We start from the raw sequence: 26172 nt of genomic DNA, 5'->3' as shown, positions 1-26172 counted from the left end.
CTGAGATGGCTCGACTCGCCCAGACGCCCGGCCTGACCGATGTGCAGCAGTCGATCCTGGAGACCGTTCGGGACTTCGCCGACAAGGAGATCATCCCGCACGCCCAGCGGCTGGAGCACGCCGACGAGTACCCCACCGACATCCTCGACGGCATGCGCGAGATGGGGCTGTTCGGCCTCACCATCGCGGAGGAGCATGGTGGGCTCGGCGAGTCGCTGCTCACCTATGCGCTCGTCGTGGAGCAGTTGTCCCGGGGCTGGATGTCGATCTCCGGCATCGTCAACACCCACTTCATCGTGGCGTACCTGATCTCCCAGCACGGCTCCGCCGAGCAGCAGGCCCGCCTGCTGCCGAAGATGGCCACCGGCGAGGTGCGCGGCGCGTTCTCGATGTCAGAACCGGGTTGCGGTTCGGACGTCGCGGCGATCGGGTCCAGGGCCGTCCGGGAGGGCGACAACTACGTGCTCAACGGACAGAAGATGTGGCTGACCAACGGGGCGTACTCCTCGGTGGTGGCCACCCTCGTCAAGACCGACACCGGCGCCGACTCGGTGTACGGCAACATGAGCACCTTCCTGCTGGAGAAGGAGCCGGGCTTCGGCGAGACCGCCCCCGGCCTCACCATCCCCGGCAAGATCGAGAAGATGGGCTACAAGGGCGTCGAGACCACCGAGATGGTGCTCGACGGGGTGACGGTGCCCGACTCCGCGATCCTCGGCGGCGCCGACCAGGTGGGCCGCGGCTTCTATCAGATGATGGACGGCATCGAGGTGGGCCGGGTCAACGTGGCCGCCCGCGCCTGCGGCATCTCCATCCGCGCCTTCGAGTTGGCCGTCGCGTACGCCCAGCAGCGCAAGACCTTCGGCCAGCCGCTCGCCAAGCACCAGGCGATCGCGTTCAAGCTCGCCGAGATGGGCACCAAGATCGAGGCCGCGCACGCCCTCATGGTCAACGCCGCCCGCCTCAAGGACGCCGGCCAACGCAACGACGTCGAGGCCGGGATGGCCAAGCTGCTCGCCTCCGAATACTGCGCCGAGGTCGTCCAGGAGGCGTTCCGCATCCACGGCGGCTACGGCTACTCCAAGGAGTACGAGATCGAGCGGCTGATGCGGGAGGCCCCGTTCCTGCTCATCGGCGAGGGCACCTCGGAGATCCAGAAGACAATCATCAGCCGTGGCCTGCTGAAGGAATACAAGCTCTGACCCGCGCCCAGGCCGGTGACCCGCCCTCACCCCACCAGCCCTCCCGCACTCACCCCAACCTCGTCGATCAAGGAGTCGTGGTGCGGAATAGAAGCGGCAAAGGCCCCCCAACCTGGCACCACAACTGCATGATCGGCGGGGCGGGACGGAGTTCGCGTTAGGCCAAGCGGGTCAGGTTGGCGGCGGCGCGTTCGACGATGAGGCAGCGGTCTTCGACGTAGTCCATGCCGGCCTTCTCGGCGATCCGCCGCGCCTCGGCCGAGACGATGCCCAGTTGCAGCCAGACCGCCGGAGCGCCGATCGCCGCCGCGTCCCGGACCACCTGCACGGCGTCGGCCGCCGGCCGGAACACGTCCACCAGGTCAACGGGGTGCGGGATGTCGGCGAGGGTCTTGTACGCCCGTTCCCCGAACAGTTCGTCGACTGTCGGGTTGACCGGGATGATGCGCCAGCCGTGCTGCTGCATCTGCAACGGCACGCGGTGCGCGGCCTTCAACGGGTCGCGGGACGCGCCCACGACGGCGATCACGGCGGAGTCGGCGAGGATCTGCGAAGCGGTACGCACCCGCCGACTGTAGCTCCGACTAGAGCAGCGTCAGCTGCTCGGCCACTGCTGGTGTCGGCGGCTCAGGCAGGCTGCGGTTGTCGCCCCGCTCGCCGCGGTGCAGCCCGTGCCGGCGGGCCGCGATCCGCACCCGCGCGGTCACCTCCCGCTGGTACGTCTGCGGGGCGTACGCACCCGCCCGGTACAGCTCGCGGTAGCGGGGCACGAGGTGCGGGTGCTCCCGGGCGAGCCAGGGCGCGTACCACTCCCGGGCGCCGGGACGCAGGTGCAGCGGCAGAGCTGTCACGCTTGTCGCGCCGGCGGCGGCGATCGCCGACACGGTGGCGTCGATCGACTCGTCGCTGTCGCTGAGGCCGGGCAGGATCGGGGCCATCAGCACCCCGACGGAGAAGCCGGCGTCGGTGAGCGCCCGGACGGCGTCGAGCCGGCGGCGTGGGTGCGGTGTGCCCGGCTCGACGGTGCGCCAGAGTTGCTCGTCGACGAACCCCACGGAGAAGGAGATGCCCACCGTGGTCACCTCGGCGGCCTGGCGCAGCAGCGGCAGGTCACGAAGGATCAGCGTGCCCTTGGTGAGGATCGAGAACGGGTTGGCGAAGTCTCGCAGGGCACCGATGATCTGGGGCATCAGCCGGTAACGGCCCTCGGCGCGCTGGTAGCAGTCCACGTTGGTGCCCATCGCCACGTGCGCGCCCCGCCACCTCGGTGCGGCCAGCTCCCGCCGGACCAGCTCACCGGCGTTGACCTTGACGATCACCTTCCGGTCGAAGTCCGCGCCGGCATCGAGGTCGAGGTAAGTGTGAGTATTTCTTGCGAAACAGTTGTGGCTGACCACTCCATTGGCGATGAAGTCCCCGGTGCCAGTGGTGATGTCCCAGAGCGGCAGCTCCAGCCCGAGCGCCTGGATGTCGACAACCCTGAGGTCCGCCCTGCACTTCAGTGCGGCGCCCTCGATCGAGCGCTTCCTGGTGATGGCCGGGTCGGTCAGGTGGAAGAACCGAAACCGGGCGGCGAGACCTCCGGTCAGTCTGATCTGCCGCACCCGGTTGGGCCGACCGGGGTCTTCCCGCACGGAGGTGAACCCGAGATGGCGCAGAGCCTCCGTTGCCTGGTCGAGGATTGCGTCGTCGCTGTTGCTGATGCGCAGGATTCCCCCGCTGCAGCTGCCCTCGGCGTCGAAGATGCCGGCCAGGAAGCCGAGTCGCCACTCGTCGCTGGGGCTGCCCGGCCATTGGATCAACTCGGTGATCCTCTCGATGTCCCGCTGCTTGGAGGTGCGGATGGCCGACAGCGGTCGGCGCGTGGCGCTGGCCGGTGTGAATGAGAAGAGCCTCGTCTCGATGCCCTCCTGAGCGAGGTAGCGCGCACTTCTACTCAACGCCTCGTCATCGATCAGCGCCAGACGGAAGCGATGCACTGTTCCGTAGGAGTACGAATGGGTGCCGAGGTGAGCGTCACCCCGCACCATCCCGCAGAGGTAGCCCCGGCGGTAGTCGAGTGACTCCTTGGGCCCGGCCGCGAAACGGCCCGTGCCGATGAGGCGGTTGTTCGTCGTCAGGTAGGGGCGTTCGCCGGCGCCCTGCATGGCGCCGGTGACGTACTTCCAGCCACGGTCTGAGAGGAACCGGTGGTCGCCGCTGGCGATGAGCGTGGTGCCGTCCGCCAATGTGACCCGGTATGCGGGTTTCACCGTGGACCACTTGTCGACGACGGTGGTGATCACATATCGGCGGTAGGCGCCGCGTCGTTCGGTGCCGTAGATGCGGTCGCCGGGCTCAAGCTCGCTGATCGGCTTCGTACGCCCGTCCGCCATCAGGATCGGGGTGTCACCGCTCAGGCAGTAAACACAAGCATGACTGCATCCCCGGTACGGGTTGATCGTCCACTCGAAGGGCACGCGGGACTGCCCGGGCACCCGGTTGAGGATGGACTTGGCCTGCACCTCGTAGAACGTCATCCCGGCGAACTCCGGGGTGTCGAACGTGCGGACGACGGCGCCGGGCAGCGCCAGCGGCAGGGGTGGCGTCGCCGGCGCTGCCCGCTCGGGGTCTCCCTCGACCGGGGGAGCGGTGAGGTTGTCCCAGCGCATGGGCACTATTCGAACACGTGTACGAGCACTGCGCAAGTGACCCGCCGGACACCCGTGCGTGATCGGCGGTCCGGCGGGGGAGGATGGACGGCATGGAGACGTCGACCTTCGTCTACGACGGTGACTGCGCGTTCTGCACGACCTGTGCGGAGTTCATCGAGCGCCGGATCCCCACCACGGCGCGCGTGGTGCCCTGGCAGTTCGCCGACCTGGACGCGCTCGGTCTCACCGTTGCCGAGTGCGAGGAGGCCGTGCAGTGGGTCGGCGCGGACGGCTCCCGCGCGGCGGGTCCGGACGCCATAGCGAAGCTGCTCGCCGACAGCGGGCCGGTCTGGCGGGTGGCCGGGGCGGGCCTGCGGTTCCCGCCGGTGCGCGCGGCGGCCTGGCCGGTGTACCGGTGGGTGGCGCGCAACCGGCACCGCCTGCCGGGCGGCACGGCGGCGTGCTCGCTGCCGCAGGAGGCGCGCGAGCGGCTCTACGGACCGGCCGGACGCCCGACCACCGGGGCCTGATCGCCGAGCGGGGCCAGGTCCGCATCAGCCCTGACCACAGCCTCATCGCCGGGCGGGGCCAGGTCCGCGCCGGTAGCGTGGTCGCCGAGGCGCACTGGTGCCGTGTCCGCGTGTGCCGGGCCCGGGGTTTCCGACGCTGTCCCGGCTGGGCCGCGGCCAAGGAGTCGGCGGGCCCAGAGCATCGGGCGGACCCGCTCCAGCGGCAGGAAGCTGGTCATCGCGGCCAGATGCGGCGCGAACGAGATGGTGATGGTCGCGATGGTGACCACGTGGAACGAGTAGAAGAAGCCGACCATGGCCAGCCGCCAGCGGGGCGGCAGCAGGAAGACCACAGGGCTGAACAGCTCGAAGGCGACGATGCCGAACTGGGCGATGATCAGCAGGTACGGCACCTGGGCGATGAGGTCGGCCAGGTCGGTGCCGCGCCGGATGATCGCGCGGGCCAGGACCGAGCCGGTCAGCCAGTCCAGGCCGCCGAAGCGCAGCTTGGCGAAGGCGGCCAGGAAGTACGTGCAGATCACCGCGATCTGGGTGACGCGCAGCGCCCACCCACCGGCCTCGGTGCGGGTCGTGTCGCCGTGCCGGGCCCGGCCGGCGGTGGGGAGGACGGCAAGTGCGATGAGCAGCCCGAACCGGTCGTGGTCGACCTTGCCGTAGCTCATCGCGATGATCATCCACTGCAGATACAGCGCGCACACCGCCCAGCCGAGCAGTCGGGGTGCCCGCCCGGTCGCGGCGAGGAGCGCGAGCAGCAGCAGCGACCAGAAGATGACCGCCACCAGCGCCGGGGTCGGCGTCGGTAGGGGGAGCACGCGGCCGACCAGCAGCGGCTGGTACAGCTCGCCGGGCACGCTGACCCGGGTGCGCACCCAGGGGGTGAAGATCACCAGGTCGGCGGCGACGAAGAGGTAGATCACGGTCCGGAACGCGGCGATGCGACCACGCGGCACGGCCTCGGTCAGCCAGCGGCTCATCGGGGGGCCTGCCAACTGACCACCGTCTCGTCGGTGTGTCCGCCGGTCGGCCGGCCGGCCCGGATGCCGTGCCAGCGGATCACGATGCGGATCTCGACAAGCGCGTCGGCATCCGGATGGCGTTCGGCGTACGCGTCGGCGATCTCGGCGAGCAGCGCCGGGTCGGCCGCGTACCGGTCCTGCTGCCCCTCGATCTCGGCCCGCCGGATGCCTGTCGCGTCCTGGCCGAGGTCGACCACGACGCCGCTGCTGGTCACCCCCTCGACCCGGGTGTCCGGCGCGGGTGCATTCGGCGGGTTGGAGGTGGAGTACATCCGGAACGGGCCGAACGGGAAATCGTCGTCGCTGCCCCAGAAGGTGCCGGCCAGCAGCAGGACTAGACCGAGTGCGGTCGCGCCCAGCCGGGTCACGCGCCCGCGGGTGGTCAGGGTCTCCATCAGGTCGTGACGATACGGGATCTACCGGCCGTCTCGGGTCCCTCCGACGGTCAGTTGGGCCTGCCCAGGCAGGTGATCACGGAAGGGGGACACGACGAAGGCCGGGCCCGCACCGGGCCCGGCCTGCGGATGTCGTCGTGGGGACGACTCAGTGCTTGTGCTCGGCCAACTGCTTGCGGACGTCGTCCATGTCCAGGGCCTCGACCTGCTCGATCAGGTTTTCCAGGGCGGACTCCGGAAGGGCACCCGGCTGGGCGAAGACGATCACGCCGTCACGGATCGCCATGATCGTCGGGATCGACCGGATGTCGAACTTCGCGCCCAGCTCCTGCTGAGCCTCGGTGTCGACCTTGCCGAAGACGATGTTCTGGTGCTTCTCCGAGGAGCGCTCGTAGACCGGGGCGAACCGCTTGCACGGACCACACCAGTCGGCCCAGAAGTCGACCAGGACGATGCCGTCGTTGCCGGTCACCTCGTCGAAGTTCGCCGAGGTCAGCTCAACGGTTGCCATTGCACTCTCCGATCACCGCGGTTTGTCTACGTCCCGTAGAACCAGGGCTGACCGTATCGAATTCCCGGGCGGTCGGGCCCGAAACGTGTACCTCCTGGTGGGGGCGCCGGGGTCATCGACCCACGTCTGTTCATCTCTTTCCTGCGGAACGCAAATGCATGACGCACTTGCGTGACCTGCCGTGATGGGAGCGTTTCCAGGGAGATCCACCCGATTGAGCGCTACGAATCGGTAACTTGGTGCCTGACAAGGAGGTATCCGGCCTGGGGAGATCGCCGATCAACCCTCCCGTCGTCACCGAGAGTAGTGTTACAAAAAGATAAATGTGACCTCGATCTCTGTTGGACCTACGCTTCCGTAGGGCAGAATTCTCCGCATCAGAGCGTGGGCGGCGGGTGCCGGGGAGGGCCCCGCCGCTCATTGCGTCTCCCCCCGTGTGAGTGACTGGTGTGACATTTCCGCCACGGTCCCTCCCGGTCGGTCTCCTTAACCAGCGGTAAGGCATGCTGTGCCGAACTCCATCGCCGCCCGTCGAAGGGGACCAGGATGCAGTTCGGCCGCTACTACGAGGAGTTCGAGGTCGGCGCGGTCTACCGGCACTGGCCGGGCAAGACGGTGACCGAGTACGACGACCACCTCTTCTGCCTGCTCACGATGAACCACCACCCGCTGCACCTGGACGCGCACTACGCCGCGACAGCCAGCCAGTTCAAGCGCAACGTGGTGGTCGGCAACTACGTCTACTCCCTGCTGCTCGGCATGTCGGTGCCGGACGTGAGCGGGAAGGCGATCGCCAACCTCGAGGTGGAGTCGCTGCGGCACGTGGCGCCGACCTTCCACGGCGACACCATCTACGGCGAGACCACGGTGCTGGACAAGCGCGAGTCCGGCTCCAAGCCCGACCGGGGCGTGGTGTCGGTGGAGACCCGCGGCTACAACCAGGACGGCACCATGGTCTGCGTCTTCCGGCGCAGGGTCATGGTCCCCAAACGGGAGTACGCGGAGACCGCCGTCCCCGAGGGAGTGGACCCGGAGCGGCCGAGCTTCCCCGAGCCTCGCTGAACGGGCGGCGGCCGGCCGCCGCCCCGGGCCGCCGCTGCCGACAGTTTGTTCTGCGCGGAAGAGGCGCTGCCCGGGTGGCGGGGGACATATGCTGACGCCGGAGGTTCCGATGAGCCACTCCGTCGCCGGAGAGCCGCCCTCTGCCGGCCGTCGAGCCGCACCCCTGACCACCGCTGTCTACTCCGCCGCCGAGTGGGACCTGCTCGTCAGCCTTCCCGGCCGGGTTCTCGTGGCCACCGCGGCTCCCGGCCCCGGTCGCCCGGAACGGGGGGTCAGGGCGGGGCTGGCCGGCCTGGACGCCGTGGCCGCGGGTCGTGCCTCGGACAGCGACCTGGTCCGGGCGGTGGTCGCCGCCATCTACGCCCGGCACGACGGCACCTCGCCGCCCACCGAACGCCTCGCCGACCCGGTGGATCTGCTGGCCACCTGTCGCGCCGCGAGCCGGGTGCTCGGGCGACGCGCCGACCCGGCGGACTCGGCCGCGTACCGCCAGTGGGTGCAGTCGGTCGCGGCCCGGGTCTGCCGCGCGGTGCCCGGCCCCGGCGAACGCCGGGTGGACCAACACGCCACCCCGGCGGACCGGCGCTTCCTGGACCGACTCGGTGCCGCGCTCGGGCTGGGCTGACCGGCAGGCCGTCGCGCCGAGCGCCGACCCGGTCCGTACCCTCTGATGACCGTGACCGACGACCAGCTTGAGGTGGGCGTGGGCCCCTGGCCGGGGGACCCACCGGACGACCCGCGTTACGACCCGCAGTTGCTTGCGGAGGGGGACCGGCGCAACGTCGTCGACCGCTACCGCTACTGGCGGCACGAGGCGATCGTCGCCGACCTGGACCGGCACCGGCACGGCTTCCACGTGGCGATCGAGAACTGGCAGCACGACTTCAACATCGGCACTGTGGTCCGCAACGCCAACGCGTTCAACGCCGCCGAGGTGCACATCGTCGGGCGGCGCCGGTGGAACCGGCGCGGCGCCATGGTGACCGATCGCTACCAGCACGTGCGGCACCACGAGACGATCGAGGAGTTCGTCGCCTGGGCGGCCGGTCGGCGGCTGCCGGTGTTCGGCATCGACAACCTGCCCGGCTCGCTCCCGCTGGAGACCGGCACCCTGCCCCGCGCCTGTGTGCTGCTGTTCGGCCAGGAGGGGCCCGGTCTCTCCGCGCCGGCCCGCGCCGCGTGCGACAGGCTCTATTCCATCGCCCAGTACGGCTCGACGAGGTCGATCAACGCGGGCGTGGCCAGCGGCATCGCGATGCACGCCTGGATTCGTGCGCACGCTGGCACGCCCCCGGACTGAGTCGCACCCGGGGGCCGAATCGGACGTTCCGGCTTGACGTGCCGTCGGTCGAGGACGACGGTGGAGATGTGAGTGTCGCGGTGAGTTGTCCGAGATGCGGGAGCCCGGTGCGGGCGCCGGATCTGATGCACACCGACTCGAGGTGTCTGCGCTGCGGCCCGGTGCCGCCGTTGCACGTGCCTGAGCACATCGGAGCGGAGATCGTGGCGAGCGTGGTGGAGCGGATCACCGCGACCGCGGACCCGCCGGCGACCCCGTTGTGGTGCCCGTGGCCGCTGCCGCCCGGCTGGACGCTCACCGGCGTGGCGTACGCCGGGGACGAGCGGACGGGCGTGCGGGCGACAGCGGTGGCCTGTGCGGGCCCGGCGCCACTCGGCGGTGGCCCGGCGGACCTGGTCTTCGTGGCCGAGGAGCCGGGCGTCGGCCTGGGCACCCGGCTCGCCGGACTGGCCGGGCCGGATCCGGGACCGCAGTTGGCCGGCGCGCTCACCGACCCGGGGCCAGGTCATCCCGACCACGTGGGCCAGGCCAGGATCCGGGTCGGCGGTCATCCGACTCCACTGTGGTTGGTGAATTCTCCAACGGATCGAAGCGCGTACGCCGGCGAAGCTCGGGGAATGTGGCTCCATGCGATAGCCTGGCCGGCGAGTGCGGGTCATCTGCTCGCGGAAGATGTCGTGTTACACGACCTGACCGAGTGGACTCCGCCCGAGCTCGTGTACGGCGCACCGTCTCCGTACCTACCCGGGAGGGCTTGACAAGTCTCCCGGATTGACGGAGAACGGACGCAGATATTCACTGTACGACACCACACTGATACTCTGGGTGCCGCTGCGGTAATGGGACCCGGCGCCGCGCGAGAGGATGGCCCGCCATGGTCAAGAAGGTCCTCACCTGGGCCGGAATCGCATTCTTGATCTTCTTCGTCGCCTACCGGCCAAACTCTGCGGCGGACGTGTTCAAGTCGCTCGGCGGCGGGATCATGGATATCGCTCAGGGGTTCGGCGACTTCTTCACCAGTCTCGTCGCTTAACCGCCGATGGGCAGCCCTTCCGGTCCACCCTTCGACCCGGACGACCCCGACCGGGAGCGTCGCGAGCGCGACACTGAGCCGATCCCGCGGATCGGGCCTGATGACGGCCCGGACTACGGGGCCGGTCCCGGCCTGTCCGACGGTCCGTCCCTTTCGGACGACGTCGGCTACGGCGACGGGCCTGGCTATGCCGGCCAGGGTCGTTCGGGTCGATCGTGGATTCGTGACCCGGAGGCCGGCTACCAGCAGCCGCAGATCTCCGAGGACGAGCTGGCCGGGTTGCGGGCCGACGCGACAGGCGCGACTCCCCGGCGGGTGCTGCCCCTGGAGGACGAGCCCAGCTCGCTTGTCGCCCGCTACCTCTTCCCCACCGAGCGCTACCGGGGCGAGTGGAAGCGGCACTGGATCCACCTCACCAACCCGCTGCTCATCGGCGTCGCGGCGACCTTCGTGCTCGGCTACCTCTCCGGCTTCCTCGCCGGAAACGGCGTGGGCGCGTTGACCACAATCGCCGTGCTGCTCTGGTTCGCGGTGATGGGGTGGGTGGCGTGGAAGGTCGCCGACTGGTGGTATGACCGTTTCATCCTGACCAACAAGCGGGTCATGGTGGTCAACGGCATCGTCACCCGCAAGGTGGCGATGATGCCGCTGGTCCGGGTCACCGACATGAAGTACGAGCAGACGCCGACGGGTCGCGCCCTCAACTACGGCACCTTCGTGCTGGAGTCCGCCGGCCAGGAGCAGGCGCTCCGCGAGGTCAAGAATCTGCCCAACCCGAACGAGCTCTACCTGCGTGTGGTCGAGGAGATGTACGAGCCGCAGGCGGTCGAGGCTCGGCTCGGCAAGGAGGCCGACGAGGCCAAGGCCGACGACGGGGCGTGAAGGTTTCCGACCGAACATCGGAGTAAGTGCGCACCTTTCGTCATGGACCGGAACGCCTCTGACGTGGCACTCTGCCAGGACGGCTGGGGTGCGGAGGTGGGCGGTGGCGAGCAGGGACCCGTTGGAGGAGCAGTTCCGCGAGTTCGTCGCGGCCCGCTCCGCCGCGCTCCTACGCACCGCCTATCTGCTCACCGGAGACTGGGCCACTGCCGAGGATCTGCTCCAGACGGCGTTGACCAAGACCTACCTGGCGTGGAAGCGGCTCGGCGGAATCGAGGCCGTCGAGTCGTACGCCAGGCGTGTGATGGTCAACACATCGACAAGCTGGTGGCGGCGACGCTGGCACGGTGAACGCCCCACCGAGGTGCTGCCGGAACGGGCCGGCGTCGACGAGATCTCGCAGCAACTCGACCGGGACCTGCTCTGGCGGCACCTCCGGGAGTTGCCCGGTCGGCAGCGGGCGGTGCTGGTGCTCCGCTACTACGAGGACATGTCGGAGGCGCAGACCGCCGCGATGCTGGACATCTCACCCGGCACCGTGAAGAGCCAGGCATCCCGGGCGCTTGCCACGCTGCGTCGTCGGATGGGCGCCGACGCACCGGACCTGACCGCCACTCCCGGTGCCGCCGGTCGCTCGGCTGGCGCTGGCGCTGCCGGTCGGCCGGCTGCTGCCGGTGCTGCCCGGCGCGGCGGCCCGGGGGCACCGAGCGGACCGGTCCCGGCCACCGGTGCCACCGCCCCGTCCAGCGGCCGGCAGCCGGCCGGTCGACCCGTGCCCCGCCCCGCCGTCCGCCCGGCCGCGCCGAGACCGACCGGTCCGCAGGTCGTGCTTCCCGCCGCCCCGGTGGTCGTGCCCGTCGGCACCGGCCCCGGGGAGCAGCAGTGAGCGCATTGCCAGGTCAGTCCGACAACCTGACGGACGGGCCGCGGCGTTCTTACCAGGTGCCGCCTGACGAACTGGAAGGTGCGGTGCGGGAGACTCTCTCGCACCAGGTCGCCCTTGCCCGCCCACTGGGCGTCGACCCGGCCGGCCAGGCCATCCGCCGGGCGAACCGGATCCGGCGTCGGCGTACCGCTGCCGGCCTCGCCGTCGCGGCGGTCGTCACCGTCCTGCTCAGCGCCGGCATGGCACAGCTCGGTGCCGAAACCGGGCGCGACGGGGCGCCCATCGTGGTGATCGGAGATCCGGATCCGTCCGGTCGGCCGATGCCGACGGCAAGCGTTCCGGGCGCCGTTCCCTCGCCCGCGCCGTCGCTCGCCGCGCTCGGCAGCGAGATCCTTGTCAACGCGGACGGACGACGACTGGTGCTGTCCGACGTCGGGCCTGCCGAACGGGCCCAGCTCCTACCCGGCGGCGGCGGTTGGCTGGTGGTCAGCACGCAGAAGACCGCAGGCCGTTCGCTCTGGATGGTGCAGAACGACGGCCTGGTGCAGGTGCTGCTGGCCGGAGCGGGCCCGATCGTCCTGGCCCCGGACAGCCGCCAGGTCGCCTGGCGGGACGGCGGCGACCTGCTGGTGGCGGGGGTGGTCGGCGGTCAGCTCATCGGTGCGGCGCGCACCGCGGCGCCCGCCGGCGCGGTGCCCGTCCGGTTCGTCGGCGACAGCGTGCTGGTCCGACCCGACCCGGCGGACGCCGGCCACACTCTCTGGCGGCCCGCCGCGGGGCCGTTGACCGGGGCCGTCGAGCAGAAGACCCTCAACTTCTACGGGGGGCTGCCCGACGGGCGGCTCGTCGGGCAGATCTCCACCGGCGCGGGTCGGACCTGCCTGGCCGCGCTCGACCCGACCCGGCTGAACCCGGTCGAGACCGGTTGCGGGCCGCAGCTCAGCCAGGACGGAGCCGGCGAGATCTCCGCCGACGGGCGGTGGCTGCTGGTGAACGGGCTGGTCGGCAAGGCCAGGCAGGCGCTGCTGATCGACCTCCGGCGGCTCGGGTCGAACCCGACCGCCGTCTCGGCCGGGCCACCGATCACCGGCGCTGTCGTCTGGACCGACGAGTCCCACGCCGCCTACCTCGACCCGGCAGGCGAGCTGGTCCGGGTCGACGTCGGCCGGGTGCGGGCCGGAATACCCGCCAGCCCCGCCGCGGTCTCCGGTGTGCCGGCCGGGGACCGTCCGATCCTGGTGGCCGGCTTCTGACCCACCCCGGTCGAGGTGACCTTCGTGAGCCGGGCTCGGGTGTTCCTCGGTAGCGTCGGACGGTGACCTCGCGTACCGGCTCTGCGCCGCGCATCGACCTGCACACCCACTCGACGGCCAGCGACGGCACCCTGCCCCCGGCCGAGCTGGTTCGGGCTGCCGCCGAGGCGGGGCTGGACGTGCTGGCGATCACCGACCACGACACCACCGCCGGCTGGGCGCCGGCCGTGCGGGCGCTGCCGCCGGGACTGCGCCTGATCCGCGGGGCGGAGCTGTCCTGTCGATGGTCCGGCACCCGGCCGGCGGTGCCGTTGCACCTGCTCGCGTACCTGTTCGACCCGGAGCACCCGGAACTGGTGGCCGAGCTGGGGCGGGTGCGGGCCGCCCGGGAGGAGCGCGGCGAACGGATCGTCGGGTTGCTGCGCGCCGACGGCATCGACGTGAGCTGGCCGGAGATCCTGGCCGGTGCCGGCGGCGGCACTGTGGGCCGCCCGCACATCGCGCAGGCATTGATCCGGGCCGGCCTGGTCGATAGCACCCGGGAGGCGTTCGGCCCGGACTGGCTGGGCGAACGCTACCGGCTGCCCAAGGACGACATCGACGTGTTCCGGGCGATCGACCTGGTCCGGTCGGCCGGCGGAGTGCCGGTCTTCGCCCATCCCCGGGCCAGTCGGCGCGGTCGGGTGGTGCCCGACGAGTTGATCGCCGAGCTGGCCGTCGCGGGGCTGGCCGGGCTTGAGGCCGACCACGAGGACCACAGCCCGGCCGAGCGGGAGCACGTGCGGGCGCTCGCCGCCGAGTTGGGCCTGTTCGTCACCGGTTCGTCGGACTTCCATGGCACCCACAAGACCGTCCAACTCGGTGCCTTCACCACGAGCGTCGAAGCGTACGAGCGGATCGTGGCCGCTGGGGTGACCGAGGTCGCTTCGGGCTGATCCGGGTATTTCGCCCACTGTGCCGCGGCTAGGTTGATCACGTGGATCTCAAGCTGTTCGGCGAGGTTTTCGTGACCCTGCTGGTGATCACTGACCCGCCGGGCATGATGCCGATCTTCCTGGCGTTGACCGGCCCGCTGCCCGCCCGGGACCGTAACCGGGCCGCCTGGCAGGCCGTCACGCTGGCGTTGGGCGTGATCGTGGTCTTCGCGGTGGCGGGGCAGACCCTGCTCGACTACCTACACGTCGACCTACCGGCGTTGCAGGCGGCCGGTGGGCTGCTGCTCGTGCTCGTCGCCCTGGAACTGCTCACCGGAAAGACCGACGGCCCGAGCTCGGACGCCACCTCGAACATTGCCCTGGTGCCACTGGGCACCCCACTGCTCGCCGGTCCGGGCGCGATCGTGGCGACCATGCTCTTCGTTCAGCAGGCCGACGGGTGGGGCGACTTCACGGCCATCGCCGTGGCGATCCTCGCCGTGATGCTCGCGGTCTGGATCGTCCTGCGCTTCTCCGGCGGCATCGTGAAGATCCTCCGACCGGGCGGGATCGAGGTGCTGACCAGGATCGCCGGCCTGCTGCTTGCCGCGATCGCCGTCCAGTTGATCGCCGACGCGGTGTTCGCCTTCGTCACGCAGTACGTGAACATGACCTGACCGGCGTACGCCCGATGTCGGGGGTGGGTGGCAGGATCACGGGGTGCGACCATCCTCCTCAGCGGGACGGCCGGCGGCCGGTGGCCGGGCTCCCCGACAGCGTGCCGGCGGTGCCGAGCAGCTCGGCTTCGAGGGCATGCCGGAGCGCCTGTTCGTCTGCACACCGAGCCGACTCGGTGCGTACGCGGACTGCCCGCGCCGTTACCGCTACTCCTACGTCGACCGGCCGGCCCCGCCCAAGGGCCCGCCGTGGGCGCACAACTCGCTCGGTGCGAGCGTGCACACCGCCCTGAAGAACTGGTACGCGCTGCCCACCGACCGGCGTCGACCCGAAGCGCTGGCCACCCTGCTCAAGGGCACCTGGGTGCGGGAGGGTTACCGCGACGACGAGCAGGAGCGGGCCGCCTACCGGCGGGCGTTGGGCTGGTTGGAGGCGTACGTCGACACGCTTGAGGCCGATTCCGACCCGATCGGCGTGGAGCGGGTGGTGGCGGTCAAGACCGCCGTGCTGGCGTTCAACGGTCGAGCCGACCGGATCGACTCGCGTCCCGGGCCGGACGGGCCCGAGCTGGTCATCGTCGACTACAAGACCGGCCGCACCGGGCTGGACAGCGACGACGCCCGCGGTTCGCAGGCGTTGGCGCTCTACGCGTACGCCGCCGAGCGGGTGTTCCGCCGGCCCTGCCGGCGGGTGGAGCTGCACCACCTGCCGACCGGCACGGTCGCCAGCCACGACCACACCGTCGACTCGCTGGCCCGGCAGTTGACCCGCGCGGAGCAGACGGCCCGCGACATCATGGCCGCCGAACGGGCGGTCGCGGACGGTGCCGACGCGGACGAGACCTTCCCGGTGGCACCCGGCCCGCGCTGCGGGTGGTGCGACTTCCGGCGGCACTGCCCGACCGGGGCGCAGGTGCCGGGCAAGGAGCCGTGGGCGGCCATGGAGCGGCACGTCGACGGCTGACCTCCGGTCGCGGCGGCCGGTCAGCCGGCCAGCGGGGTGGCGGCGCGACGCGCGGCCCGCTCCTTGGCGGCCTGGATCAACGGCCCCTCCAGATAGCGACGGGGCACTGCGGCGAGCGCGAGCCGCAACGCCCGCACGCTCAGGTCCGCCGACACCGCGGTGGTGGGCAGACCGAGCCCGCCGTACATCCGGCGGGCCCAGGCCGGCAGCAGTGCGAAGGCGGTGCCGGCGATCCCCAGGTACGCCCAGCGTGGCGGGCCGAGAGTGAGCCCCAACCGGGCCGGCAGGCTGAGCTTCCACGGCAGCGGCGGGACGGTGAGGAAGAGCGCCGTCTCGGCGGCCTCCCTGGTCATCCGCAACTGCGGGCGGACGGCCCGGTAGTAGTCAGTGACCTCGGCCGCGGTGCCCGGCACGGAGGCCGGGTCCAGACCGACAAGGGCGGCCGAACGACGCTGTTCGGTGTAGTAGCCGTCCACCTCGTCGTCGGTCAGCGGCAGTCCGGCCCGCCGGGCGGTGCTGAGGAACGACTCGACCTCGGTGACATGCACCCAGCGCAGCAGGTCGGGCTCGTCGATCCGGAACTCCTCACCGGTCTGCGGGTCGGTGGCCCGCAGCCGGCCGTGCAGCCGACGGAGCCGGGCTCCGGCCGTCTCCACCTCGGCAGTGGTCCCGTAGACGGTGGTCGCGACGTAGGTGGCGGTGCGGACCAGGCGGCCCCAGGCGTCGGTGCGGTAGTTGCTGTTCTGCGCGACCCCGGCCATCGCCCGGGGGTGCAACGCCTGGAGGTAGAGCGAGCGCAGGCCGGCGACGATCAGGATCGGCTCCTCGTGCACCTTCCACGTGACCGAACCTGGACCGAAGAGGCCGAGGTCATCGGAGTCCACCGCCCAAGAGTGCCACGCCCGCGCCGACCCCGTGGGACACGTCCCGTCGATGCCGTCGGGTCACCCGTCGGCGGAGCGGCGTGCCCGGCAGGCCGGGCAGAGACCCCAGAAGGTCACTTCCGCCTCGTCCACCTCGAACCCGTGCGACACGTTCGGCTCCAGACACGGTGCGCTGCCCACCGCGCAGTCGATGTCGGCGATCTCGCCGCAGCCCCGGCAGACAACGTGGTGGTGGTTGTCGCCGACACGTGCCTCGTAGCGGGCGGGACCGCCGGCCGGCTCGATCCGGCGGGACAACCCGGCCCGGGACAGCGCGCCGAGCACGTCGTACACCGCCTGGGTGGAGACCGAGTCGAGGCGTTCCCGAACGCGCCGGCTGATCTCGTCGACCTCCAGATGGCCGCCGCCGGCCAGCACGTCGAGCACGGCGAGGCGGGGCCGCGTGACCCGCAGGCCCTTCGATCGCAGCAACTCCTCGGCGGCGGACATGCGCCAATGACAGCACGCGCGACCGGCATCGACAACCGTCGCCCGGTCCGGGTGGTCACCGACACAGCCCGGGAAGATCAGGTCCGTCGCCCGAGCCGGTGAACCCGATCGACGCGTGGCGCGTGTGACCGGTCGAGAGCCTGCGTACGGCCGGCGGACCGTACGCTGGCCCTCTCCTGACCATGATCTACCTGGAGGGTTCGATGTTCGAGGAGATCCTGGGTCTACCGGGACACGTCCTGGTGGTCCACGCGGTTGTCGTGTTCGTGCCGCTGCTGGCGGTGCTGGCCATGGCGTACGTGGGGCTGCCGGGGTGGCGGTACCGGCTGGACTGGGCCCTGGGCCTGCTCGCCGTGGTGGCGCCGGTGACGGCGTTCGTGGCCGTCGAGTCGGGCGAGGCGTTCACCGACGCGCTCGTCGCCAGGGGTTTCCAGGGGCCGATCCTCGATCAGATCTTCGACCACTCCCGCTACGGCGACATCCTGTTCCGGATCGTGGTGCCGCTCGGGATCGCGGCCATCCTGCTGCTGGTGGTGACAAGTGGGCACCCCCGGGTGCCGCGGCTGCCGGCGCTGGTCACCCCCGTGCTGGCGGTGGCGGTCGTGGCCCTGTCCATCGCCGCCCTGGTCTACGTCTACCTGACCGGCCACAGCGGCGCCGAGGCCGTCTGGGGCACCACCCTCTGATCTGCTCTGCCGGCCGCTCAGAAGATGATTCGCGAGCAGAGCAGGCAGACCACGACGAGCAGCACCACACCGGCCCCCGCGGCGAAGCCGTACGTGACCCGCTGTGCGCGTTGCTCGACCACGTCGAGTTCGGTCATGTCCTGCGGTGGCAGTCGTCGGGGCGGTGCCGGCTGAAGATGTACCGGTGGACGCCAACCGGTCGGCGGCGGCACGGTCGGCGGCGGGCCGGCGTAGCCACCCGCGGCGGCGTCTGTGGACGCGGCCGGGGGCTGCACCGTCGCCGCTTCGTCACCGGTGCCGGGCCGTCGCCAGTAGTCGTCCGGGGTGCTGCCACCGCTGGGGGTCGTCACGCCGTCCGACGCTACCAACGCGGCCGGCGGCCCGTCCGCTTCTGCACGACGCGCCACCGCTGGCGACCGGCCGGCAGCCGATCCCGCTGCGCTAGTCTTGCCGCTCGTGAGCACCATGGACCCCGGCACCCAGGCCGCGCCCGACGACGACCGCACCGTCGACCTGAGCGAAGACTTCGTGGTGCTGCCCGAGCAGACCTCCGACGACACGGACCAGGGCTGGGGCGAACGGGCCGCCGGCAACGACGACTGGCTGCTCGCCGAACGCCCCCCGCACTGGGACTGACGCCCGGCGCGGCCCAGCCCTCGTCGATCATCTCGAACAGGAACCCTGCGGGGCGGTGGTGCCGCCCGCCTCGACCGCGTGATTCAGTTGCGTACGACAACTGCGAAGCGGGTGCCCTCCGGCAGCCCGACGGTGCGTTGCGCCTGGTCCGGGCGGAGCGCCAGGTAGAGCGCCGCGGAGCCGTCGGCCGCGTCGGCGCCCAACACGTCCAACACCAGCGCCGCGGGAGCGAGTAACGCCGCGTCCGGGCTCGCCCCGCCCGGTGCCGCCGCGAGCAGGTCGACCCGGGATCCCCGGCGGACCACCGCCAGGGCGGCCGGCTCGGCCAACCGGACCGGCACCCCGACCGCGCCGCTCGGCAGCGGCAACGGGCCACCCGTGTCGCTCCCGTCCGGTCTGCCGTCGGTGGTTGCTCTGCCGTCGGCGGGCTGTCCCGCGGTGGCGGTTGCTCCCGTCGGCACAGCGGCGGGCCCGGGCGCGGCGGCTGGCGGGCATCCGGGAGGCGTGTGCAGTACGGCGGCGGCCAGGCCGAGCAGGGCGGCGACCAGGCCGGCCCGGAACAGGGCAGGCCTGGCAGGCAGCCTGGGTCGACGCAGCGGACGTAACGCCCGCGCGGAGTCCGGATCGCCCATCGCTCTGCCGCCTCCCACCCACGGGCGTCGCACTGACGACCCGTGGGTGGCAGACTAGGCGGCTCACGCCCTGCTCAGCCGGCCGTTCGCCGCTGTCTGTGGATAACCGGACAGCCTGTGGACAACTCCCGCCGGCCGCCTCGATCTGCTAGGCCTGCGGGCCGCGCCGGGCCCACCGGGGCGGGCCGCCGGCTGGTCGGCGCCTGCCGGTCAGGACGCGGAGCTGGCCGCCGGGGCCTTGCCACCGCTCGACCCGCCAGACGAGCCCGACGACCCGGCCGAGGACGAGCCCGACGACCCGGCCGAGGACGAGCCCGACGACGAGGACGAGGACGACGACGAGGACGAGCCCGACGACGAGGACGAGGACGACGAGGAGGACGACCCGGAGTCCGCGCCCGAGGACGATGACGCGGACTTGGCGGACTTGCCGGTGGTGCCGCCGGCCGTGACCTCGGAGCCGGACGCCCGCGAGTCGGTGCGGTAGAAGCCCGAACCCTTGAAGACGATGCCGACCGAGTTGAAGACCTTGCGCAGCCGCCCCTGACACGCCGGGCACTCGGTCAGCGGCTCGTCAGAGAAGGACTGCACCGCCTCGAGCTGGTGACCGCACGTGGTGCAGGCGTACTGGTACGTGGGCACGTTCTCCTCCGGATCTGGGCTCAGCCAGTTGGCACTCGACCTATTCGAGTGCCAATGGTGCGTCATTCGCCCCGGGTTCGTCCAGCGGACGTGTGGGGCGCGACACCGTGCGGCGCACCCGGGCCGGCGTCAAGCGTACGCACCCCGTCGGCGGGGGTGACGACCGCGCGGACCCGACGGTCGTGCGGTTCCACGGGCAGCACCTCGACCAGTTCGCCGTCGTGCAGGGGCACCACCGTCAGCGTCGACGCGGGCACCCGGGCGAGGGCCCGGTCGTACGAGCCGCCGCCACGCCCGAGCCGCCGGCCGAGGCGGTCGACAGCGAGAGCCGGTACGAGCACCAGATCCACCTCCGCCAGGGCGGCCACCCCGAGCCGGGCACCGGCCGGCTCCCGGATACCCCGACCGGCGGCGATCAAGGCTCCGGGCCCGGAATACGCCGCCCAGTCCAGATCCAGGTCGGTGCGCAGGACCGGCAGCAGCAGTTCGGCGTCGACCGGGAGGGCCGCACGCAGCACCTCCGGCAGATCCGCGCCGCCGGGTTCCGAGCCGACCGGCACGTACGCCGCCATCCGGCCTGGGCGCAGCCGGCGTACCAGCGTGACCAGCTCGGCCTGCACGCGCCCGGCGGCGACGGCCCGGGTGGGGCCGCTCAGTGACCGGCGGCGGGCGAGCAGTTCGACGCGGGCGTTCCGCTTCGCCTCCCGGGTCACTTCTGCTTCATCAGAAAATTCCGCCACGCAACACTCCTGACGCAACGCCTCTCTAGCGGTTGCACTGTGTCAGCATCGCAAGCAACGGAGGCGGAACTTCCGGGGGGACCGAGTGACGCTACGCGGGCGGTTGACGGCAGCCTTCCTCGTGGTGGTGCTCGGCCCGGTCCTGCTCGGCGCGCTCTTCGTCGCCTCCACAGTCAGTGCCGTCGACCGCAGCCGCTCCACCGAGCGCCTGGCGGTGGCGGCGTCCACAGTGCGTACCTCGATCGACGCGCTGTGCCAGCAGTTGCGCGCCACCGCCGACGTGGTGGCTCTCAGCGCCGATCCGGCAGTCGCGGCGGCCCAACTGATCGGCCGGGGCCTGGTCGCCGCGGTTCTGATCAGTGATGTGCACGGCCAGGTCAGCTACCTCTCGCCCGGGGCGCCGTCGACCCCGTGGCGGGACTGCTCCGGCCCCACCACGTCGGCGACAAGCCCGGTCCGCGCGCTGGCCGCCCACGTCGACCTGCACGACCGTGCCGGTGCGCTGCTGGGCACGGTGACCGCCGGGCAACTTGTCGACCCGGCCTTCGTGGCCCGGCTGGCGGCGGTGACCGGAGTGGCGGTCACCCTGCTCGACGGCAGCGCCAGCGCCGCCCGGGTCACCCACACGACCGAGTCCCGCGAGGTACGCGACGCGGTACTCGCCGCCGCCAGCGCCGTCAACGGTGAGCGGGTGACCGAGACCAGCCAGGGCCGGTACGTGCGCAGGATCGGGCCCTCCGACGCGCAGCCGCTGCCACTCGTGGTCTCCGTGCCCAGCGAGCGCCCCGCGGGGCTGCACGCCACGCTGATCGGGGTGGTCGTGGTGGCCGCGCTGCTCGCCGTACTGACCGCCTGGCGGCTGGCCCGGATGACCACCCGGCCGCTCATGGAGTTGGCCGGCGCGGTCGACCGGGTGGCACACGGCGACCTGACCGCCCGGGTGCCGGTTCGCAGCCGCGACGAGTTGGGCCGGCTGGCCGCCGCGTTCAACCGGATGACCCGGGAGACCGGTGCCTACGTCGCGGCGCTCACCAGCAACCGCGACCAGCTCCGCGGTCACCTCGCCGTGCTTGGCGACACTCTGGCCAGCACCCACGACCTGCAACGCATCCTCCGGGTGATCCTGCACAGCGCCATCGGCGCCACCGGCGCGCGGGCCGGCGCGGTGCTGCTCGTGGAGACCGGCGGGATGCTCGTCGCGCAGTGCACCGAGGGGTTGGCCGGGCGCTGGCCCGAGACGGACGCGGACGGGCCGCCGACACTCCGGGTGCCGGTCGGGGTCGGTGTGGTCGGTGCCGTCGCCGCCACCGGGGAACCACAACGGGGTACGGCCGAGCCGACCGACACCCCGTCCATCGAGCCGCGCTGCCGCACCTACGTCGCTGTCCCGTTCGCCACCCCGGGCGCGACCACCCTCAGCGGATCCGCCGGCCCGACCGACGAGGCCGGCGTGGCGGTGGCGCTCGGTGTGCTGGCCCTCTACGACCGGCTGGGCGCCGACGAGTTCGACGACGACGACCTGGCCACCCTGCGCACCTTCGCCAGCCACGCGGCGGTGGCGGTCGACAACGTCCGGGTGCACGAGGAGGCCCAGCGGCTCTCCCTCACCGACCCGCTCACCGGGCTGTGGAACTACCGCTACCTGCGCGAGTCGATCCGGCGTGAGGTGGAGCGGGCCAGCCGCTTCGGGCGGATGCTCAGCGTCCTCGCCCTGGACCTCGACCGGTTCAAGGACGTCAACGACACGTACGGGCACGCCGCGGGGGACACCGTGCTCGCCGAGTTCGCCCGGCGGGTGCGCGGCGAGATCCGTGAGGTGGACCTCGCCTTCCGCCAGGGCGGTGAGGAGTTCGTGTTGCTGCTGCCGGAGACCGACGCGCGGGGCGCGGCGATCGTGGCCGAGCGGCTCGGCGCGGCGGTCCGCGAGACGCCGATCGCTGTCGAGGCGTACGCCGGGCCGGTGGTGGTGACGGTGTCGGTGGGCATCGCCGTCTATCCGGACAACGGCAGCACCGGGCGGGAGGTGCTGGAAGCCGCCGACGACGCGCTCTACGCCGCCAAGGCGGCCGGCCGCGACACCTACCGGGTCGCCGAGGTACGCCCGGACGTGGCCACCCGGGAGATACCTGTGCTCGCCGGTGCCGTGAGCCCACCCGACGGGCTGCCGCGCGCCGGTCAGCCGGTGCAGGTCAACCGGGAGCCGGGCGGGTCCGCCCGGTCGGAGCCGGCGGCGGGCGTACCGGAAGGGTCGCCCGCGCACGCCCGGTCCGACCCGGCCGACGACCCGGCGGACATCGACGCGGAGGCGGCCCGCGCCGGCCCGGATGCCACCCGGCCGGGGTCGGGTGGCGGCGCGTCTTCTGGGCCACACCCGCCGCGGCAGAGCCGTGGCCGATAGTCTCGCGGCATGTCGGAGCACTCAGCGAACCCCTCATCGACGGCCGCCGCAACCGGCCGTCCCCTGGCGGTCAAGGCCGTCATCCCGGCCGCCGGACTGGCCACCCGGTTCCTGCCGGCCACCAAGGCGGTGCCCAAGGAGTTGCTGCCGGTGGTGGACCGGCCGGTGTTGCAGTACATCGTCGAGGAAGCCACCCAGGCTGGCATCGGCGACGTGTTGCTGATCACCGGACGGGGTAAGACATCGATGGTGGACCACTTCGATCGTCGTCCGGACCTGGAGGCCAGGCTGGCGGAGAAGGGCGACACCGAGCGGCTGGCCGCCGTGCGTGGGCCCAGCGAGCTGGCCGAGATCTACACAGTGCGGCAGCCCGAGCAGCTCGGGCTCGGCCACGCCGTCGGGTACGCCGAGTCGCACGTCGGCGACCAGCCCTTCGCGGTGCTGCTCGGCGACGAGTTCGTCAAGCCGGCGGAGCCGCTGCTGCCGGCGATGCTCGAGTTGCAGGCCCGCACCGGCGGTGTGGTGCTCGCCTTCTTCGAGGTCGACCCGGCCGAGACCAAGCGGTACGGTATCGCCTCCGTCGAGCCCGCCGAGGCCGAGCTGACCGACATCGGTGAGGTGGTCAAGGTGACCGGGATGGTGGAGAAGCCCCAGCCCGAGGACGCCCCGAGCAACCTCGCGGTGCTCGGCCGGTACGTCCTGCCCGGCAAGATCTTCGACGCGATCCGGCGGACCAAGCCGGGCAGCGGCGGCGAGATCCAGCTGACCGACGCGATGGAGCTGCTGCGCACCGAGGGCACCCCGGTGCACGCGATCGTCTACCGGGGCACCCGTTACGACACCGGCATGCCGCTGGGCTACCTCCAGACGGTGGTGCAGATCGCCGCCGAGCGTGAGGACCTGGGCAGCGAGTTCCGGTCCTGGCTTGCCGACTTCGTCAAGGCCGACGCGGCAGGCGGATCTGGTACATGACAGCGACGGCCGACGCCGAGGCGGCCGCGAACGAGTTGACGCCGCTCGCCGACTACCTGGGCAGTGTGCTGCGCAGGTTACGCGCGCTGCCGCCACTCGACCTCGACCTCACCCAGGCGCACGGCAACGTCCTCGCCGAGGACGTCGTCGCGCCGCACGCCTTCCCGGCCTTCGACCAGGCTGCCGTGGACGGTTACGCGGCCCGCTGGGAGGACATTTCCGGAGGGGGCCGGGGCCCGAGTTACGTCCCGGCCCCCTCCGGCACGCCCGGTGGGCGGACGATCCGGCTCAACGTCGTCGGCGATCTCGGGGCGGCGAGCTGGCGGCCGGTCCGCCTCACCCCGGGCTCGTGCTTCTCGGTGGCCGCCGGGGCGCCGCTGCCGGTCGCCGCCGACGTGGTGGTCCCGGTCGAGTGGACCGACCAGGGCATGGCCGCCGTGGAGATCTTCCGCACCCCCAAACGGGGGTACGGGGTACGCCGCGCCGGTGAGGAACTGCCCGCCGGCACCCTGCTCGCCCGCGCCGGCACGTACGTCTCCCCGGCGCTCGTCGCGGTCTTCGCCGCCACCGGCATCGGGCACGTGGTGGTCCGGCCCAGCCCGCGGGTGGTCATCGTGGCCACCGGCGACGAACTCGTCGACGTGGGCCGGGGCAGCCAGCCCGGTCAGGTGGTGGACGCCAACTCGCACGCGTTGACCGCAGCCGCCGCCGAGGTGGGCGCACTCGCGTACCGGGTGGGGATCTGCGACGACGACCCGGAGGGGCTGCGCGGGCTGCTGGAGGACCAGACCCTGCGCGCCGACCTGATCATCACCACCGGGGGCACCGGCACCGGCCCCGGGGACATGGTGCGCCGGATCCTGTCCCGCCGCGAGGGCGGCCGGGCCGGGCCTGTCACGTTCACCGACGTGGCGCTCTATCCCGGCACCGCGCTCGGGTTCGGCACCGTCGGCGCCGAGGAGGTGCCGGTGGTCTGCCTGCCCGGCGACCCGGGCGCCGCGTTGATCGGCTTCGAGGTGCTGGCCCGCCCCGCCATCCAACTGCTCGCCGGCGCCGAGCCGGTGTTCCGACCCAGCGTGCGGGCGCACCTGCTGGAGACCGTGTCGTCGCCGGGCGGGCTGCGCGAGTTCCGGCCCGCGCACGTCGCCGAGCGGCGCGGCGGCGGGTACACGGTGCAGCCACTCAGCGGTGGGCCCTTCACCCTCTCCGGGCTGGCCGAGGCGAACGGGCTGCTGGTGCTCGGTGAGCGGGTCACCACCGCGGCGGCCGGATCCACGGTGGACGTGCTGCTGCTGGACCGCCGCCGGTGACGGTGTCCCGACCGGCCATTCGGGCGTCGCGCAGCCGTCCGGTCGTCGCGGTGGGTCCACTTGCGCGCGACACGGTCGCGCGCGGGAGACTGTGCCTGTGAGTCTCTTCGGACCCCCGCGGGCGCCGGGCTGGCCGGTGGAGTTGGCGGACGGCCCGGTGTTGCTGCGCCCCTACCGGCGCTCCGACGCGGTGCCGTGGTCGGAGATCCGGCGGGCCAACCGGGCCTGGTTGGCGCCCTGGGAGTCGTCACTGCCCGGCGGTTGGGACGAGCTGAACTCACCGGCGGCGTTCCGCTGGGTGCTCCGTGACCAGCGGCGCTCGGCCCGTGAGGGTGACGGCATGCCGTTCGCGGTCTGCCTGCGCGAGGCCGACCGGGACCGGTTGGTCGGGCACATCAACGTGGGCAGCATCGTGCGGCGGGCGCTCTGCTCCGGCTATGTCGGCTACTGGGTGGACGCCCGGGTCGCCGGTCAGGGGGTGATCCCGACGGCGCTCGCTCTCGCCGTGGACCACGCGTTCGGTCCGGGCGGGCTGCACCGGGTGGAGGTCAACATCCGTCCGGAGAACCGGCCGTCGCGGCGGGTGGTGGAAAAGCTGGGCTTCCGTGAGGAGTCGTACCACGTGCGCTACATGCACATCGACGGCGCCTGGCGGGACCACATCGGATACGCGATGACGAGTGAGGAGATCGCCGCCGAGGGCGGCCTGTTGGCCCGCTGGCATCGGGTACGCGCCGCCGCCCGCTGAGCTGCTGTCCCACGGACGGGATCGGCGCGGCGCGCCGGCTTCCTGGTCGGTGCGCCGTAACCTCAAGTAACTGCAAGTTGCGGCGAACGCTCTCCGGCCGGACGATCCACGCACCTAGGCGTGATCGGTGGAAGATCCTGCGGTCGGAGAGCGGTTGCTTCGAATTCGGCGACGGGAGGGGTGAGGGTGCCGACCTCGGTGCTCCTCGCCGTCCTCGCCGCCGCCGGCCTGCTCGCACTGGCCCCGGCGTTGGTTCGCCGGTACGACGCCACCGAGCGGTTGGTGGCGGAGCGGGCGCAGTCGACGGCGCGGGTGCTCCAGCGCCGCCGGCGGCGCCGTACTGTCCCGGGGCGGCGACCGGTACACCCGCCGCGCTCGCTTGTCGTCACACTGAGCGAGGATGCGACTACCGGAGCGTTGACCGCACCGGTCTCCGCGCCTCCGGCGGGCCGTCGCTCCGGTCGCCTACGCGCCGTGCCACCCGCACCGAAGCGGTCCCGCCGCCGCCCGCCGCCCCGCCGCCAGCACACCCCGGCGGTGTACCGGCGTCGGCGGGTGCTCGCCGCGCTGCTGCTGCTCAACGTTGTCGAGCTGATCGGCGTGCTGTTCGCCAGCCCCGGCTTCTGGATCGGCTTCGCGGTCACCTTCCTCCTCCTCGCCCTGTACGTCGTCCACCTGCGCGGCCAGGCCCTCGCGGGACGCCGCCGCCGCCGCGCCCGCGCCCGGGAAGCCGCCTGGCTGGCCGCCCGGCAGGCCGAGGTGCGCCGGGAGCAGGCC

Annotated in this window: 31 protein-coding genes and 1 pseudogene; 21 read left to right on the top strand and 11 right to left on the bottom strand. The window is 72.0% G+C overall.

The features are described 5' to 3' along the window. Window positions 1–5: 5 nt before the first annotated feature. Entirely contained in the window at window positions 6–1202 is a 1197-nt protein-coding gene (locus AB0B85_RS26370) for an acyl-CoA dehydrogenase family protein (protein ID WP_357411652.1), read from the top strand. A gap of 157 nt (window positions 1203–1359) precedes the next feature. Here the strand turns inward: AB0B85_RS26370 and AB0B85_RS26365 are convergent, their stop codons facing one another. Both AB0B85_RS26365 and AB0B85_RS26360 read right to left on the bottom strand, forming a co-directional pair. Beyond that, window positions 1360–1767: a CoA-binding protein gene (locus AB0B85_RS26365; protein ID WP_357411651.1), complete on the bottom strand. Its 408-nt coding sequence runs from the start codon at window positions 1765–1767 to the stop codon at window positions 1360–1362. 19 nt (window positions 1768–1786) lie between these two features. After that, on the bottom strand, window positions 1787–3853 hold the full coding sequence (locus AB0B85_RS26360; protein ID WP_357411650.1) for an intein-containing Rv2578c family radical SAM protein: 2067 nt from the start codon (window positions 3851–3853) through the stop codon (window positions 1787–1789). Between the two features lie 92 nt (window positions 3854–3945). Here AB0B85_RS26360 and AB0B85_RS26355 point away from each other — a divergent pair, with 92 nt between their 5' ends. Continuing rightward, the gene (locus tag AB0B85_RS26355; RefSeq protein WP_357411649.1) at window positions 3946–4365 is read left to right on the top strand and encodes a DUF393 domain-containing protein; all 420 of its coding nucleotides are present in this window, start codon (window positions 3946–3948) and stop codon (window positions 4363–4365) included. Here AB0B85_RS26355 and AB0B85_RS26350 read toward each other — a convergent pair. From AB0B85_RS26350 to trxA, 3 genes are all read right to left on the bottom strand, one after another. Then, a complete protein-coding gene (locus AB0B85_RS26350; RefSeq protein WP_357411648.1) occupies window positions 4329–5339 on the bottom strand; it encodes an HTTM domain-containing protein in 1011 nt (336 codons plus the stop codon). The two genes, AB0B85_RS26355 and AB0B85_RS26350, sit on opposite strands and share 37 nt — an antisense overlap. Beyond that, the gene (locus AB0B85_RS26345; protein ID WP_357411647.1) at window positions 5336–5776 is read right to left on the bottom strand and encodes a hypothetical protein; all 441 of its coding nucleotides are present in this window, start codon (window positions 5774–5776) and stop codon (window positions 5336–5338) included. The genes AB0B85_RS26350 and AB0B85_RS26345 overlap by 4 nt, the downstream gene beginning before the upstream one ends. Before the next feature lie 148 nt (window positions 5777–5924). After that, window positions 5925–6287 carry a thioredoxin gene (gene trxA / locus AB0B85_RS26340; RefSeq protein WP_074316526.1) on the bottom strand — a complete coding sequence of 121 codons (363 nt, stop codon included), beginning with the start codon at window positions 6285–6287 and terminating at the stop codon, window positions 5925–5927. Between the two features lie 546 nt (window positions 6288–6833). Here trxA and AB0B85_RS26335 point away from each other — a divergent pair. From AB0B85_RS26335 to AB0B85_RS26285, 11 genes are all read left to right on the top strand, one after another. After that, a complete protein-coding gene (locus AB0B85_RS26335) occupies window positions 6834–7349 on the top strand; it encodes a MaoC family dehydratase (RefSeq protein WP_357411646.1) in 516 nt (171 codons plus the stop codon). 109 nt (window positions 7350–7458) lie between these two features. Further along, window positions 7459–7974, top strand: a complete 516-nt coding sequence (locus tag AB0B85_RS26330) for a hypothetical protein (RefSeq protein ID WP_357411645.1) — start codon at window positions 7459–7461, stop codon at window positions 7972–7974. Between the two features lie 51 nt (window positions 7975–8025). Continuing rightward, window positions 8026–8649, top strand: coding sequence for an RNA methyltransferase (locus tag AB0B85_RS26325; RefSeq protein WP_357411644.1), 624 nt, complete (start codon window positions 8026–8028; stop codon window positions 8647–8649). 38 nt (window positions 8650–8687) lie between these two features. After that, the gene (locus AB0B85_RS26320; RefSeq protein ID WP_357411643.1) at window positions 8688–9407 is read left to right on the top strand and encodes a DUF6758 family protein; all 720 of its coding nucleotides are present in this window, start codon (window positions 8688–8690) and stop codon (window positions 9405–9407) included. 116 nt (window positions 9408–9523) lie between these two features. Continuing rightward, on the top strand, window positions 9524–9682 hold the full coding sequence (locus AB0B85_RS26315; protein WP_007455302.1) for a hypothetical protein: 159 nt from the start codon (window positions 9524–9526) through the stop codon (window positions 9680–9682). Between the two features lie 6 nt (window positions 9683–9688). Then, window positions 9689–10564 (top strand): PH domain-containing protein, encoded by an 876-nt coding sequence (locus AB0B85_RS26310; RefSeq protein WP_357411642.1) that lies wholly within the window; start codon window positions 9689–9691, stop codon window positions 10562–10564. 103 nt (window positions 10565–10667) lie between these two features. Beyond that, entirely contained in the window at window positions 10668–11450 is a 783-nt protein-coding gene (locus AB0B85_RS26305; RefSeq protein WP_357411641.1) for a SigE family RNA polymerase sigma factor, read from the top strand. Next, on the top strand, window positions 11447–12703 hold the full coding sequence (locus tag AB0B85_RS26300) for a hypothetical protein (protein WP_357411640.1): 1257 nt from the start codon (window positions 11447–11449) through the stop codon (window positions 12701–12703). Before AB0B85_RS26305 ends, AB0B85_RS26300 begins: the two co-directional genes overlap by 4 nt. Before the next feature lie 62 nt (window positions 12704–12765). Then, a complete protein-coding gene (locus AB0B85_RS26295; RefSeq protein WP_357411639.1) occupies window positions 12766–13638 on the top strand; it encodes a PHP domain-containing protein in 873 nt (290 codons plus the stop codon). A 41-nt stretch (window positions 13639–13679) separates the two neighbouring features. Next, a complete protein-coding gene (locus tag AB0B85_RS26290; protein ID WP_357411638.1) occupies window positions 13680–14294 on the top strand; it encodes a MarC family protein in 615 nt (204 codons plus the stop codon). Between the two features lie 136 nt (window positions 14295–14430). Continuing rightward, entirely contained in the window at window positions 14431–15258 is an 828-nt protein-coding gene (locus AB0B85_RS26285) for a PD-(D/E)XK nuclease family protein (protein ID WP_357411691.1), read from the top strand. Window positions 15259–15278: 20 nt separating this feature from the next. Here AB0B85_RS26285 and AB0B85_RS26280 read toward each other — a convergent pair whose 3' ends face one another. After that, a complete protein-coding gene (locus AB0B85_RS26280) occupies window positions 15279–16142 on the bottom strand; it encodes an oxygenase MpaB family protein (protein WP_357411637.1) in 864 nt (287 codons plus the stop codon). Between the two features lie 60 nt (window positions 16143–16202). Beyond that, complete coding sequence (locus AB0B85_RS26275; RefSeq protein WP_357411636.1) at window positions 16203–16631, bottom strand: Fur family transcriptional regulator; 429 nt, start codon at window positions 16629–16631, stop codon at window positions 16203–16205. A 203-nt stretch (window positions 16632–16834) separates the two neighbouring features. Between AB0B85_RS26275 and AB0B85_RS26270 the strand changes: the two genes are divergently transcribed. Then, entirely contained in the window at window positions 16835–17317 is a 483-nt protein-coding gene (locus AB0B85_RS26270; RefSeq protein ID WP_357411690.1) for a hypothetical protein, read from the top strand. Window positions 17318–17334: 17 nt separating this feature from the next. Here AB0B85_RS26270 and AB0B85_RS26265 read toward each other — a convergent pair whose 3' ends face one another. Further along, window positions 17335–17667 (bottom strand): hypothetical protein, encoded by a 333-nt coding sequence (locus tag AB0B85_RS26265; protein WP_357411635.1) that lies wholly within the window; start codon window positions 17665–17667, stop codon window positions 17335–17337. Between the two features lie 106 nt (window positions 17668–17773). On the opposite strand from AB0B85_RS26265, the gene AB0B85_RS26260 reads away from it, so the two are divergent. Further along, the gene (locus AB0B85_RS26260) at window positions 17774–17953 is read left to right on the top strand and encodes a hypothetical protein (RefSeq protein WP_357411634.1); all 180 of its coding nucleotides are present in this window, start codon (window positions 17774–17776) and stop codon (window positions 17951–17953) included. A gap of 83 nt (window positions 17954–18036) precedes the next feature. Here the strand turns inward: AB0B85_RS26260 and AB0B85_RS26255 are convergent, their stop codons facing one another. Beyond that, window positions 18037–18585, bottom strand: coding sequence for a flagellar biosynthesis protein FlgA (locus tag AB0B85_RS26255; RefSeq protein WP_357411633.1), 549 nt, complete (start codon window positions 18583–18585; stop codon window positions 18037–18039). A 238-nt stretch (window positions 18586–18823) separates the two neighbouring features. On the opposite strand from AB0B85_RS26255, the gene AB0B85_RS26250 reads away from it, so the two are divergent. After that, a complete protein-coding gene (locus AB0B85_RS26250) occupies window positions 18824–19072 on the top strand; it encodes a hypothetical protein (protein ID WP_357411695.1) in 249 nt (82 codons plus the stop codon). 14 nt (window positions 19073–19086) lie between these two features. Here the strand turns inward: AB0B85_RS26250 and AB0B85_RS26245 are convergent. Both AB0B85_RS26245 and AB0B85_RS26240 read right to left on the bottom strand, forming a co-directional pair. After that, a pseudogene (locus AB0B85_RS26245) lies at window positions 19087–19293 on the bottom strand (FmdB family zinc ribbon protein); the annotation flags it as partial. Continuing rightward, window positions 19290–19967: a 5-formyltetrahydrofolate cyclo-ligase gene (locus tag AB0B85_RS26240; RefSeq protein ID WP_357411632.1), complete on the bottom strand. Its 678-nt coding sequence runs from the start codon at window positions 19965–19967 to the stop codon at window positions 19290–19292. The pseudogene AB0B85_RS26245 and the gene AB0B85_RS26240, both read right to left, overlap by 4 nt. 85 nt (window positions 19968–20052) lie before the next feature. Here AB0B85_RS26240 and AB0B85_RS26235 point away from each other — a divergent pair, with 85 nt between their 5' ends. The 5 genes from AB0B85_RS26235 to AB0B85_RS26215 all read left to right on the top strand — a co-directional run. Then, a complete protein-coding gene (locus AB0B85_RS26235) occupies window positions 20053–22365 on the top strand; it encodes a diguanylate cyclase (protein ID WP_357411631.1) in 2313 nt (770 codons plus the stop codon). A 9-nt stretch (window positions 22366–22374) separates the two neighbouring features. Beyond that, entirely contained in the window at window positions 22375–23337 is a 963-nt protein-coding gene (locus AB0B85_RS26230) for a UTP--glucose-1-phosphate uridylyltransferase (RefSeq protein ID WP_357411630.1), read from the top strand. Then, entirely contained in the window at window positions 23334–24647 is a 1314-nt protein-coding gene (gene glp / locus AB0B85_RS26225; protein ID WP_089017844.1) for a gephyrin-like molybdotransferase Glp, read from the top strand. The genes AB0B85_RS26230 and glp overlap by 4 nt, the downstream gene beginning before the upstream one ends. 97 nt (window positions 24648–24744) lie before the next feature. Next, the gene (locus AB0B85_RS26220; RefSeq protein ID WP_357411629.1) at window positions 24745–25395 is read left to right on the top strand and encodes a GNAT family protein; all 651 of its coding nucleotides are present in this window, start codon (window positions 24745–24747) and stop codon (window positions 25393–25395) included. 180 nt (window positions 25396–25575) lie between these two features. Next, the coding region (locus AB0B85_RS26215) for a hypothetical protein (protein ID WP_357411628.1) at window positions 25576–26172 on the top strand (597 nt) is incomplete at its 3' end.

Source organism: Micromonospora sp. NPDC049044, from assembly GCF_040649215.1.
Taxonomy (GTDB): Bacteria; Actinomycetota; Actinomycetes; order Mycobacteriales; family Micromonosporaceae; genus Micromonospora.
The sequence above is the reverse complement of the archived record's forward strand: the minus strand, read 5'-3'. Positions and strand labels throughout refer to the sequence as shown.